We start from the raw sequence: 12,400 nt of genomic DNA, 5'->3' as shown, positions 1-12,400 counted from the left end.
TTGTCGATGACCGCTACGCGCTGATTGGCAGCGCCAATATCAACGACCGTAGTTTGCTGGGTGGCCGCGATTCGGAACTGGCGGTATTGGTGATGGACTTGGAGGTGGAGCGCAAAGACTTTCTGGGTAATGGCCACCCTCAACCGACACGGACCTTTGCTCATGAGTTGCGCAAGGGCGTGTGGAACAAGTTATTTGGTATCAGCAGCGGTGTACGCCCGGCTGATGAGTTGAAAGAGGCTATTGAAAAGCCTGGGCATCCGGATAGTTGGAAGGCGATACAGGCGGTGGCCAAGCGTAATGCTGAGCATTATGAGGCGGTTTTTAAGTTTGTTCCGAGAAGTATCCACTCCGCTGATAGAGAAGGAACTTACCCTGCCTCTATATGGCCTGTAATCAATACAAAGATAAGAAGCGACGAGCAAAGAAAAATTGACTTAGCAAAAGTAAAGAAACAACCAATGCCCTTTGAGGCAGAGTTCTGGAAGGCACCGCAGTGTAAGGCTGGCGCTATCCCACGGCTCAATCAAATATCCGGCTTTATTACTGCCTATCCGATCAACTGGACAAAATATGAGAATAACAATATGAAATTCCACCATGCTTTGATGACTCATACTCTCCCAGCGGAACCCCCAACCAGTGACTCTCGGGATGCGCAGCACACTAAAAAACAAATCGCAGCACTTTCAAAAAGCAATCCGGAGTTGCGCGGATGAGACTTTTCAAAAAAATCTCGCTGATCTGTTTTCTGGGAAGTACTTCTTTTGCCCTTCAAGCAAAGACGCAAGCCATTCCTCAGGATTGGAAGACTGAGTGTGTAGGGTATTTTCAGATTAGTCTTCCTGGGGAAGTCGAAATAGGTGTTGTGCAAGATAACTCAGACCCGAGCAAAGGTACCCATAATCTTGAGAGGTGGGGGAATCAGTTCTTTGCAGACTCAATTTATTTGGGCCGAATTCGCACTTCCTCAGAACTACGCGAAAGCAGCTTTTCAAGAATAAAAAATGAAAAACCGAGTGAAATTGAAAAACTTAGGAAGATGGTAGATAGTGACTCACCAATAAAAATTCTAGAATACAAAGCAGATAAAAATTCAATAACTTACTCTCTCCAAGATAAGTACGGAGTATCTGCTTCAACATTTATCTATCAGGCCGGCCGGATCTATTTTTTTCGTCAGTCGGTAGACGAGCTGCCAGTGGCCGAGGCCAGGGTTAAATCCGGCCAAGCTAACTTCATCCAAAATTTCCGCGCCCGCGCCTTATACGAAATTCCGCAAGAAAAAGGATTTTGCATGCCCTACGGTTTCGTCAAGGACGACCGCCCACAAAAACGTAGCATGGGCACTATCATGCGCCTGAAAGACCATCCTGACGTCAGAATACTCTTCCGCGACCAAAGCGCGCTATTCGAAGAAAATTACTCAAAAGAAGAAAACGCCTCTGTAGAACAAGAACTCCGTGCATTTTGGGAACGTCCCGATTGGGGCGGTGTGAAATACCAGGCCCTCGGCTTTCGTAAATTCCCCTCAGTTCAAATCGGTGGCTATAAAGGTCAATCCACTTTTGTCGAAATAACCCGTCCCACACGTTCCTCGAAATACGAATGCTCATGGGACGACCAGTACTTCTCCAAAGCCGAAAAGAAGGCCGCCGGGTGTTTACCGCAGACACTGGACTACGGCTATATCGCTTACGTCAAAGGCGACCCTGACGCCAAGGAAGACACCCCCAACTTGCTGCTCTACGTGATGCAAAACTCCGAGGATGCACCCGACGGCAAACCGACCATTGGCAAAGATGAACTAAAGAAAATGGCCGACACCATCGCTGCGTCAATCAAGCGCCGTTAAGTGAGACACCGCCGCGTGCTACTGCAGAAGACGCCCCCGTGCGCATAAGCGCCTTCAAGCCAGCGCTGCGGGCATGGACGTTTCGCGCCTGCCCTGATTTTGGCGAGGACGTGAAAGGAGATCCGCTGGACCCCTCTATCACCATCCAGAAAGGTGCAGGCATGGGGCTCAAATTAACCCGTGCCTTCCCGGGTGAAAGCCAGGGGAAAGTGGAAAACGTTATCAGCAAGCGCCTGATCCATCGCATCGGCAAGGCGATCATGACCAAAACCCTATTTCACGCTTACATCGTGCTGCCGGTTCATCCTGAAGGGAGCGGGCTGGATAACCCGGCCATCGTTACCCAAGTGCACTTTCGTCACGCCTCCGAAGATAAGGAACTACGGCGTTTTTTTGCGTTATCAACAAACGGTTGATAAACGCCGTGCAATACGAGCGCCCGCGCATTACCCCAACGCACCTGTCGGCTTCTCCCGTGGCGCCGCCGAGGCGCGGGTGTTTTGCAATTGGGTGCAAAGGTTCTGCGGTGGGGTGATTGGTGAAGCCAAGGTGAACCTGCGTTTTCTTGGCCTGTTCGATACCGTGGCTTCCGTGGGCCTGGCCGACTCAGCAGCCTGCTGTCGCAGGTCACCTTGAATGATATGTACGAGCAAGCCCCTACAGCTGAAAGCCGCATGCACACGCAGATGCAGCATTACTGGCGTTGGCGGGCGAGCAAGCGCACTGGGGTGCAGTGCAAGGCCTTGCACAGTTGGGCCAACACCAATGAGCAAGTGTGTTTGACGAGGACCATGACGCCTTGGCGCTGATCGATGTCGCCGCGCAGCACCTGGAGGCGCTGGGCGGGGCGCTTGCCCGGTGGCTTGCGCCGTTGCGTTGAGGTTGCTGTGTCGAGGGGCGCAGGCGCACGCGAGGGCGAAGCCGCCGACAAGTGGCTACAGGTTCGTGTCGTACTTGCGCCAGCCCCCGCCTAACGCTTTGTACAGGGCGATGCTGGCCTGCATCCGTTGCAGGCGCAGTTGCACGTTGAAGTCCTGGGCGCTGTAGAGGGTGCGTTGGGCGTCGAGGACGCTCAGCAGGTCTTCGGCGCCGGCCTGGTAGCGGCTTTGCGCGATGCGGAATGCGCTTTGCGCCTGGCGCAGTTCTTCTTCCTGCCATTGGCGTTGCTGGTCGAGGCCGTCGATGCTGTTGAGGGCTTTTTCGACGTCGGCCAGGCCGTTGATGATCGCGCCGCGATAGCTTTGCAGCAGTTCGTCCTGCACGGCACTGGCGTGGTCGCGTTCGGCGCGCAGGCGGCCGTTGTTGAACACCGGCGCGACCAGGCCCGAGGTCAGGCTGTAGAGCGGGTTACGCAGGGTGTCGGCGGCGTGGTCGGCCGAGGAGCCCAGGCTGGCGCCCAGGGTCAGTTTGGGCAGCAGCGCGGCGCGGGCCACGCGCACGTCGCCCTGGGCGGCGGCGAGCAAGGCTTCGGCGCGGGCGATGTCGGGGCGGCGGGTGAGCAGGTCGCTGGGCATGCCGGCGTCGATGCCCGGCCAGCTCAGGTGGGCGAAGGTTTCGCTGTCTGCGCCCAGGCTTTGCACGGGTTGGCCCAGCAGCGCGGCGAGGGTGATGCGGGCGTCTTCGGCCTGTTGGTGCAACTGCGGCAGTTGCCGCTGCTGGGCAGCCACCAAGCTGTTTTGCTGGGCCAGTTCCAGGGCGGTGGCCGAGCCTGAGTTGTAGCGGGTTTGCACCAGGTTGAGGACGCTGTGCGCATTGGCCAGGTTCAGCGCGGCGATCTGCTGTTGCTCCCGCGCCGCGAGGACTTGGGCATAGCGGTCGGCGACGCTGGAAAGCAGGGTCAGCTCGACGGTGGCGTGGTCGAACTCGCTGGCCTGCACGCGGCTCAGGGCGCTGTCGCGGGCCGCGGCGTTGGCGCCCCAGAAATCCACCTCGTAGCTGGCGCTAAGGTTGGCGCTGAAACTGTTGGCACTGGCGCTGCGGCTGTCATCGCCACGGTTGCCGTGGATCAGTTTGCTGCGCCCGGCCTTGAGGTCGGCGTCCAGTTGCGGCAGCAGCGGGGCGCCGGCGATCACCGCTTGCGCCTGGGCCTGGCGCACCCGCGCCGTGGCGGCGGCGACGTCGTAGCTGCCCTGTTGCGCCTGTGCGATCAATTGGTTGAGCCGGGGGCTGGAGAACCCTTGCCACCATTGGCGGTTGTCCTGGCTGCTGGCCTGGGCCGTGGCCGATTGCCAAGCGTGCGGGGTCGGCAGGCCGCTGCCCGGGCGTGGCGCCGGGTGGGTGCAGGCGCCGAGCAGCAGGGCGACGGCGAGGAGCGTGAGGTGCGCTTTCATCGGGAACTCATTCACTGGTAAGGGCCGTGACCGGGTCGAGCCGGGCCGCTTTGCGTGCTGGCATAAAGCCGAACACCACGCCGGTTATCAGGGCGCAACTGAAGGCGCCGAGCACGGCGGGCAGGGAGAAGGCCACCGCCACTTCGGCCAGCACCAGGGCACCGCCGACCAGCAGCGCCAGGGCGATGCCGGTGAGGCCGCCGACCACCGAGAGCATCACCGCTTCGGTGAGAAACTGGCGCAGGATGTCGCGCTGGCGCGCGCCGGTGGCCATGCGGATGCCGATCTCGCGGGTGCGTTCGCGCACGGTCATGAGCATGATGTTCATCACGCCGATGCCGCCCACCAGCAGGGAAATCGCCGCAATGGAACCGAGCATCAGCGACAGGGTGTTTTGCGTGCGCGCTTCGGCCTGGATCATGGCGGCGTTGTTGGTTAACTCGTAGTCGCGCTTGCCGTTGTGCATGCGCAGCATCACCTGGTCGATGGCGGCTTCGGCTTCCTTGACCTTGCGCGCGTCGGCGGCGGCGATCACCACGTACTCTGGGTTCTGGGTGCCGAACAAGCGGATACTGGCGGCGGAGTAGGGCACGGCGATGCGGTCGTCGGCGTCCTGCTCGCCGGAGCTGGCGCCTTTTTCCGCGAGCACGCCGACCACTTGGAAGGGTACGTTTTCGATCAGGATGTACTGGCCGATGGGGTCGGCGATGCCCTTGAGCAGTTTGTCCCGCACTTTTTTGCCGATCACGGCGACGGCGGCGGCGCGGTCTTCGTCGGCCTGAGTGAAGTAGCTGCCTTGCACCACCGGCCAGTTGAAGATGGCCGGGAAGTGGGTGTCGTTGCCGCCCACGTAGCTGGTGTGGTCGACATTGCCGTAGCGCACGCCGGCTTCGGCGCCGTTGACCGGCATTATCATGTTGACCTGGGGCAGGGCCTTGAGCGCGGCGACGTCGTTGAGGCTGACGATGCCGGCGGGCGTGCGCGGGTTGGGCGACAGGCCACTGAGGTAAATGATGTTGGAGCCGAAGGCGCCCATCTGCGCCATCACCTGGCGTTTGCTGCCTTCGCCCACAGCGAGCATGACCACCACCGAGGCGACGCCAATGACAATGCCCAGCAAGGTCAGGGCGGTGCGAAAGCGGTTGATCCACATCACTCGCCATGCGGCTTGCACGGCGTCGAGCAGTTCGCCTTTCCAGGCGCCGTTGGCTTCGCTGCCTTCGCTCAGGCGTTTGCGCAGGTCCACTGCTTGCAGTGCGCCACGGTTGACGGGAGTGGGCGGTTGGTCGGCGGCGCTGTCGCTGATAATCAGGCCGTCGCGGATTTCGATGATGCGCTTGGCCCGGGCCGCGACTTCGCGGTCGTGGGTGATGAGGATGACCACGTGGCCCTGGCTCGCCAGTTCGTCCAGCAGGCGCATGACCTCGGCGCCGCTGTGGCTGTCGAGGGCGCCGGTGGGTTCGTCGGCGAGGATGATGTGGCCGCCGTTCATCAGCGCCCGGGCGATGGACACCCGTTGCTGCTGGCCGCCGGATAACTGGTGCGGGCGGTTGCCGGTGCGCGTGGCCAGGCCCAGGCGTTCGAGCAGGGCGCTGGCGCGGGCGTGGCGTTCGGCGGCAGGTGTGCCGGCGTAGATGGCCGGCATTTCGACGTTTTCCTGGGCCGACGCCGAGGGGATCAGGTGATAGCCCTGGAACACGAAGCCGAAAGCCTCGCGGCGCAGCCAGGCGAGTTCGTCGCTGCTCAGGTGGGCGACGTTTTCCCCGGCGAAGCGGTACTCGCCCGAGGTGGGCCGGTCGAGGCAGCCGAGGATGTTCATCAGGGTGGATTTGCCGGAGCCGGAGGCGCCGACGATGGCGACGAATTCCCCGGCGTGGATGCGCATGTCGATGCCGCGTAGCACTTCGACCAGGGGCGTGTCGTGGCCGCCGTAGGCTTTGCGGATATCGCGCAGGTCGATCAGGGGCGTGTGCATTCAGCCTCCGCTGCCGGTAGCGGGGCCGATGAGCAGGTGCTCGCCTTCGTCCAGGCCTTCGCGGATTTCCACCCGCAGGCGATCGCTGATGCCGGTGCGCACCGGGCGGGTCTGCACCTGGCCGTTGGCGGCGACGACCCGGGCGCTTTGGCGGTCGCTGCCGGGCAGGCTGTCCAGGGCCGCAATCGGTGCGGTGAGGACGTTGTGGGCGCGGCTGGCGACGAAGAATACCTGGGTGGTCATTTGCGCCATCAGCGCGTTGTCGCCGTTGTCCACGTCCAGCAGCACGGTGTAGAGCACCACGCGGCCACTGCCGCTTTTGCTGCTGCTGTTGGGGCTGCCGCCGCCCTGGCCGGTCTGGTCCAGGGGCATGGGCGGTACCGGCAGCACTTGGCGCACGGTACTGGTCCAGCGCCGCGTGCCGCCGCTGAGGGTGGTGAAGTAGGCGTGCATGCCGGGTTTGACGTGGCCGATGTCGGCCTCCGAGACCTCGGCCCACACGGTCATCGGCGACAGCTTGGCGATGCGCAGGATCAACGGCGTCTGCTGCTGGGCGTTGAGGGTCTGGCCGGCGCGGGCGTCGAGGGCCACCACCGTGCCGGCCATCGGCGCGTAGATGCGCGTGTAGCCCAACTCGGCTTCGTCGCTGCGCAGGCTGGCCTGGGCCTGGCGGATCTGCGCGCGGAACATGTCGATGCGCGCCTGGGTGGCCTTGAGTTCGGCGCGGGCGGTTTGCACGTCTTCTTCGCGGGTGGCGCCGCCGGCGGCGAGGTGTTGCTGGCGCTGGTATTTCTGTTTGGCCAGTTCGTTCTGCGCCTGTTGTTCCTGCAACTGGGCTTGCAGGTTTTGCACGGAGAAGCGGCTGGCGTCGAGTTTGGCCTGTTGGGTGGCGGGGTCGATTTCCACCAGCAATTGGCCTTGCTCGACCGCATCGCCGACGTCGACATGGATCTTTTTGATCTGCCCCGAGGCTTGGGCGCCGACGTCCACGTAGCGCCGTGGTTGCAGGGTGCCTAGGGCGGTGACGCTGTTTTCCAGGTCGCCGCGGGTGACCTGCACGGTGCTCAGTTTGTCTCGCCCCGGTGGTAGCAAGGCCCAGGTGGCAGCGGCGATGGCGGGGATCAGCAGGAGCGTGGCGAGCAGGGCGTGGCGGGTGCGTCGATGGCGTTTCATGCAGGGTTCCAGCCAGAGAGAGTCAACCCGTTGCCGCTCTTTGCCCGCCATGACACCCGCGTGGGCGCGGTTGAGGGCAACCGGCGCCGCAGCTGTCAGTACGACGAGAGAACACAGCGGGAATTGAAGGGGGGCGCAACCGTCCGTGGCCGACTTTCTCAGGGTATTGGCAGGGGGAAGGCTGACAGCGCTTTAAATCTACATGAGAATCACTATAAATTAGAAGCCACTAAACTGCCATCCTCGATCCGTTGTTTCGGTCAGGCTTCCCGTTGGTAAACGAGTATCGCGAGCGGCTGCGCTTGCTCAATGCCTGGCCGGGCCATCTGCCGGCAGCTTGGTGGTCAATCTATCGTCAACGCTATGAAACATTGGCGCGTGCGCCTGCGAATGCACGGGCAGCGCGGCTGAGCTGAAGATCGGCATGGGATTGTTCCTGTCGATTTTTGGGAATACTCCTACATCAAACGGGTTTTCTCTCGCATAGCCTTCGGGTTCTCTGCGGCGGGCCATCATGGCCTTGCCAAAATGCCACCCCATGGTTACTCGAAGATGTTGAATAAAGCGTTACGCATTCTGATCGCCGATGAGCAGCATTTTCATCGCATGCAAATGGAGCGCTCGCTCAATTACCTGGGATATTTCCGCATTGCCCCTGTGCACTCGGTTCAGGAACTGCTGACGCTGGTGGAGTACGGGGGCGAGCCGTTCGACTTGGTGCTTGTCAGCGCGACATTGAGCGTCGACTTCGATCCGCTGGCCTTGTGCGCAGACAACCCGCAAGTTCGCCATGCCTGCATCTACCATGACCGCCACGGGCGCTTCGCCCAGGTCGGTTCGCTGTTGCGCAGCCGGGTGCAGGTCAGCAGTGCCCGGCGTCCTGAACTCGAGGCCCTGCAAAGCCTGATGCGGCTGGTCGACCCGGCAGCGTTCGTCGAGCAGTGGCCCGACGAGGCCATACCTCGGCGCACCGCATCGCGGTGATCCCTTCTTTTGTAATCCCCACCCTTAATTGACGCGCAGCCCTTGCCGGGCGGGCGTCAGGGCAGGATGACCACTCGTCTGAACTGGTACTTCTGACAGGTAGGCGAGCCCCGATTCCTGGTGTATGAGTGATGGGGCAGCCCCGGTGCCGCAGCGGGTGGTCGCGGCTTAGGTGCAGGTACCCGGTGTTTGTTTTTAGGAGTTCACATGAAGAAAGCACTGGTCGTTGACGATCACCCGGTCATTCGCGCAGCAGTCAAGATGCTGCTGCAACGCCATGGGTTCGAGGTGGTTCTTGAGGCCGGCAACGGTGCCGAGGCGCTGACCTTGGCCCGCGAGGAGCGCCCCGAGCTGGTCGTGCTCGATATCGCGATGCCCAAGCTTGATGGGCTGGGCCTGTTGCAACGCCTCCAGGCACTGGAGCTACCGAGCCGGGCGTTGGTGTACACCGCCCACGATCCGACCTTTTATTCCTCGCGCTGTATGCGCAACGGTGCCTTGGGCTACATCGCCAAGACCCATGACTTGGTGGAGCTGGACAAGGCCATCAGCGCGATCATGGCCGGCTACACCTTCTTTCCCCGCTTGCCCAGCAGCTCGGTGCACATAGGCCAGGTGCAGCATTCGGAGCATGAGTTGATCGAGCAGTTGTCGGACCGCGAACTGGCGATCCTGCAACGCCTGGCCCAAGGCATGAACAACAAGGACATCGCTGAAACTCTGCTGCTGAGCCCCAAGACGGTCAGTACCTACAAACATCGCCTGACCGAAAAGCTCAAGGTGGAGTCGTTGGTCCACTTGCGCGATTTCGCCAGGCGTAATGACCTCATCTAGGTGATGCGCCCGGTGCGTTGTGCACTGCTGGCCCTGATGCTGCTAGGGGCTGTGATGCCTGGCCTGGCGACGGCGGCCGAGCCGCAGTCGCTGCACTTGCTGGGCCGCTCCATGGTCCAGGACTACCGGGTCGACCTGGACGCCGCCGACCGCCGCTGGCTACGGGAAAAGGGCGTGCTGCGCTTGGGGGCTTCGGCGCCGGACTACCCACCCTTTGACCTGACCCTCAACCAGCACGACTACGAAGGCCTGAGCGCCGACTACGCCGACCTGCTGGCGCAGTTACTCAATATCCCCATCGAGGTGCAGCGCTATGAGTCCCGCGACGCGGTCATCGCGGCCCTCAAGCGCGGCGACGTGGATTTGCTCGGCACGGCCAACGGTTTTGAGGCCGCCGATCCGCAGTTGTGCATGTCCAACACCTACGCCGATGACGCGCCGACCCTGGTCACCCGCCAGGGCGATACCCGCGAGCTGCCGGCTAACCTGGCGGGCAAGCGCGTGGCGATGCTCGACCATTACCTGCCGCACCAGGCCGTGCGCGACTTCTATCCCCTGGCCAGCTTGCAACTGTACCCCTCGACCCTGAGCGCCATCGGCGCCGTGGCGTTCGGCCAGGCCGATGTTTATTTGGGCGACTCCATCAGCGCCAATTACCTGATAAACAACAACTACCTGAACAACGTGCAGCTGGCGGATTTCTCGCGCCTGGAAAGCAACCCCTTCGCCTTTGCCATGGCCCGCGACAACACGCGCCTGCAAGGCATTGTCAATGCGGCCCTGCGGGCCATTTCCCCGGGCGAGCGCATGACCATCCTGCGCCGCTGGAGCGGTGGCGGTACCAGTTTCACCGCGCGCCAGGGCTTGCAGTTCAGCACCAGCGAACAACGCTGGCTGGCCCAGCACCCCAAGATCCGCGTGGCGGTCATCGACGACTTCCTGCCCTTGTCGTTCATCGATGAAAAAGGGGAGTTTCGCGGCCTCAGCGCCCAGGTGCTGGCGCGAATCAGCCTGCGCACCGGGCTCAAATTCGAAGTGGTAAGGGGTCGCTCCCTGGGGGCGCAAATCCAGCAGATCAAGGACGGCGCGGTGGACCTGATGGCCGTCATCACCCCCAGCCTGGAGCGCGGCGCCGATTTGCGCTTCACCCGCCCGTACCTGATTAACCCCTTTGTGCTGGTGTCTCCCGACAAGCCCGGCAGCCCCCAAACCCTGGATGACATGGCCGGTAAGCGCCTGGCGATGGTGCCGGGCAATGGCTTTACCGAACTGATCGAAGCGGGTGCGCCAGGCATTGAGTTGATTGACGCGCAGAGCCCGGCCGAGGCCATGGAGCAAGTGGCCAGCGGGCGCGCCGACGCCGCGCTCAACTCGCTCATCACCGCACGCTACATGATCTCGGGGCGCTATCGCGAACGCCTGCATATCACCAGCACCGTGGGCACGGAACCGGCGCGGGTGACCTTCGCCACCGCGCGTTCGGCCATTGAGTTGCACTCGATCCTGAACAAGGCCCTGCTGAGCATTCCTCCCGAGGAAATGGACGAATTGACCAGCCGCTGGCGCAACGAAGTCACGGTGCAAGACAGCTATTGGCTGCGCAACCGCACGGCGATCTTCCAGGGTTTTACCGTGGCTGCGATCTTGTTGCTGCTGGCGTTGGGCTGGATCGCCTACCAGCGCCACCTGATCCGCAAGCGCCAGCAACTGTTGCAGCAACTGCAACAGGCCAAGGAAGCCGCCGACGATGCGAACCGTGCCAAGACCGTGTTCCTGGCCACCATGAGCCATGAAATCCGCACGCCGATGAATGCCTTGATTGGCATGCTGGAGCTGGCGGCGAAAAAAGCCGAGCAGGGCCAGAGCGATGGCTTTGCCATTGAAGTGGCGTCGGGCGCCGCCCATGACTTGCTCGATTTGATCGGCGACATTCTGGATGTGGCGCGCATCGAGTCGGGGCACCTGACCCTCACCCCCGAGCGCGCCAACCTGCGCCAATTGGTGGAGGCCGTGGCCCGGGTGTTCGAGGGCCTGGCGCGGGACAAACACCTGCGCCTGGTGCTGGACATCGACCCGCGCAGCGACCGCGAAGTGCTGATCGACCCGCTGCGGTTCAAGCAGGTCGTGTCCAACCTGCTGAGCAACGCCATCAAGTTCACCCACAGCGGCGAGGTGCGCCTGAGCACCCGCATCGAGCCGACCGCGAGCCCCGACCACGTGGCTATTGCCCTGCGGGTGGAGGACACCGGGGTGGGCATCAGCGCTCAGGACCAGCAGCGGCTGTTCAGCCCGTTCACCCAGGCCGGCAACCACACACAGTCGGCTCGCAGCGGCTCGGGCCTGGGCCTGGTGATAAGCCGTTCGCTGTGCGAAATGATGGGCGGGCGCCTGCAATTGCACAGTGTCGTGGGCAAGGGCACGCGCATCGATGTCAGCCTCGACGTGCCGGCCTTGCAACCCTTGGACGAAACACCGCCAGCGGTCGTTGAGCCAGCAGCGGCGGGACCGTCCCTGAGCATCCTGGTGGTGGACGACTACCCGGCCAATCGCCTGCTGCTGTCACGTCAGTTGGCCTACCTGGGCCATCGCGTGATGCTCGCCGAGGACGGCGAGCAGGGCCTGGAACTGTGGCGCGCGCACCCCTTCGATGTCGTGATTACCGATTGCCATATGCCGCAGATGGATGGCTACGACCTGACCCGCGCCTTGCGCCACGAAGAGCAGGCCCGGGGCCGGGCGCCGGGGCTGATCTTCGGCTTCACCGCCAATGCCCAGGCCCAGGAAAAAATCCGCTGTATGGAGGCAGGCATGGACGATTGTCTGTTCAAGCCCATCCTCCTGGCAGACCTGCGCGTGCGCCTGGCGCGGGTGTCGGTGGAGGCGGCGGTGGCGGAGCCCGAGCCCGAAGATGCGCCGGAAATTGACCTGTCGAGCCTGGAGCAGTATGTCGGCGCCGACCGCAGCCTGATCGAACACTTGCTCGATGACCTAGCGTCGAGCAACCGCCAGGACCTGCTGAACCTGGGCACCCTCTACGCGGCGCGCGACCTGCCGGGCCTGCGGGAGCTGGCCCACCGCATCAAGGGCGGTGCGCGTATCGTCAAGGCGCGGCGGCTGATGGCCTGCTGCGAACAACTGGAAGCCACCGCCACCCAGGACAACCCCGCTCTGGCCCTGGCGGTGGCTGACCTGCAACAGGCCATGGCGCGCCTGGATCGCTACCTCCAAGCCCAGGCGTGAGGTCAATTC

The 12,400-nt window shown here is 62.5% G+C and carries 8 protein-coding genes and 2 pseudogenes; 7 read left to right on the top strand and 3 right to left on the bottom strand.

Annotated features, from left to right (window positions below; all coding sequences use genetic code 11):
• The 4 genes and pseudogenes from CKW13_RS24535 to CKW13_RS25085 all read left to right on the top strand — a co-directional run.
• A pseudogene (locus tag CKW13_RS24535) lies at nt 1–719 on the top strand (hypothetical protein); the annotation flags it as partial.
• Nucleotides 716–1,855 (top strand): T6SS immunity protein Tli4 family protein, encoded by a 1,140-nt coding sequence (locus CKW13_RS22690; RefSeq protein ID WP_141234011.1) that lies wholly within the window; start codon nt 716–718, stop codon nt 1,853–1,855. The pseudogene CKW13_RS24535 and the gene CKW13_RS22690, both read left to right, overlap by 4 nt.
• A 38-nt stretch (nt 1,856–1,893) precedes the next feature.
• A complete protein-coding gene (locus CKW13_RS22685) occupies nt 1,894–2,271 on the top strand; it encodes a hypothetical protein (RefSeq protein ID WP_095111008.1) in 378 nt (125 codons plus the stop codon).
• Nucleotides 2,272–2,416: 145 nt separating this feature from the next.
• Nucleotides 2,417–2,492: pseudogene (locus tag CKW13_RS25085) on the top strand (hypothetical protein); the annotation flags it as partial.
• A 298-nt stretch (nt 2,493–2,790) separates the two neighbouring features.
• On the opposite strand, the gene CKW13_RS22675 reads toward CKW13_RS25085, so the two are convergent.
• The 3 genes from CKW13_RS22675 to CKW13_RS22665 are packed head-to-tail and all read right to left on the bottom strand — an operon-like array spanning nt 2,791 to nt 7,333.
• Nucleotides 2,791–4,185 carry an efflux transporter outer membrane subunit gene (locus CKW13_RS22675; RefSeq protein ID WP_095111006.1) on the bottom strand — a complete coding sequence of 465 codons (1,395 nt, stop codon included), beginning with the start codon at nt 4,183–4,185 and terminating at the stop codon, nt 2,791–2,793.
• Nucleotides 4,186–4,192: 7 nt separating this feature from the next.
• A complete protein-coding gene (locus CKW13_RS22670; protein WP_095111005.1) occupies nt 4,193–6,160 on the bottom strand; it encodes a MacB family efflux pump subunit in 1,968 nt (655 codons plus the stop codon).
• The gene (locus CKW13_RS22665) at nt 6,161–7,333 is read right to left on the bottom strand and encodes an efflux RND transporter periplasmic adaptor subunit (RefSeq protein WP_095111004.1); all 1,173 of its coding nucleotides are present in this window, start codon (nt 7,331–7,333) and stop codon (nt 6,161–6,163) included.
• 552 nt (nt 7,334–7,885) lie between these two features.
• Between CKW13_RS22665 and CKW13_RS22660 the strand changes: the two genes are divergently transcribed.
• The 3 genes from CKW13_RS22660 to CKW13_RS22650 all read left to right on the top strand — a co-directional run bounded on the left by CKW13_RS22660 (nt 7,886) and on the right by CKW13_RS22650 (nt 12,391).
• Nucleotides 7,886–8,317 carry a response regulator gene (locus tag CKW13_RS22660; RefSeq protein ID WP_176465167.1) on the top strand — a complete coding sequence of 144 codons (432 nt, stop codon included), beginning with the start codon at nt 7,886–7,888 and terminating at the stop codon, nt 8,315–8,317.
• A 207-nt stretch (nt 8,318–8,524) separates the two neighbouring features.
• On the top strand, nt 8,525–9,151 hold the full coding sequence (locus CKW13_RS22655) for a response regulator transcription factor (protein WP_095111003.1): 627 nt from the start codon (nt 8,525–8,527) through the stop codon (nt 9,149–9,151).
• A 3-nt stretch (nt 9,152–9,154) separates the two neighbouring features.
• Complete coding sequence (locus tag CKW13_RS22650) at nt 9,155–12,391, top strand: transporter substrate-binding domain-containing protein (RefSeq protein WP_176465166.1); 3,237 nt, start codon at nt 9,155–9,157, stop codon at nt 12,389–12,391.
• Nucleotides 12,392–12,400 lie beyond the last annotated feature (9 nt).

This window comes from Pseudomonas sp. Irchel 3E20 (genome assembly GCF_900187645.1).
In the GTDB taxonomy this organism is placed as follows: domain Bacteria; phylum Pseudomonadota; class Gammaproteobacteria; order Pseudomonadales; family Pseudomonadaceae; genus Aquipseudomonas.
The sequence above is the reverse complement of the archived record's forward strand: the minus strand, read 5'-3'. Positions and strand labels throughout refer to the sequence as shown.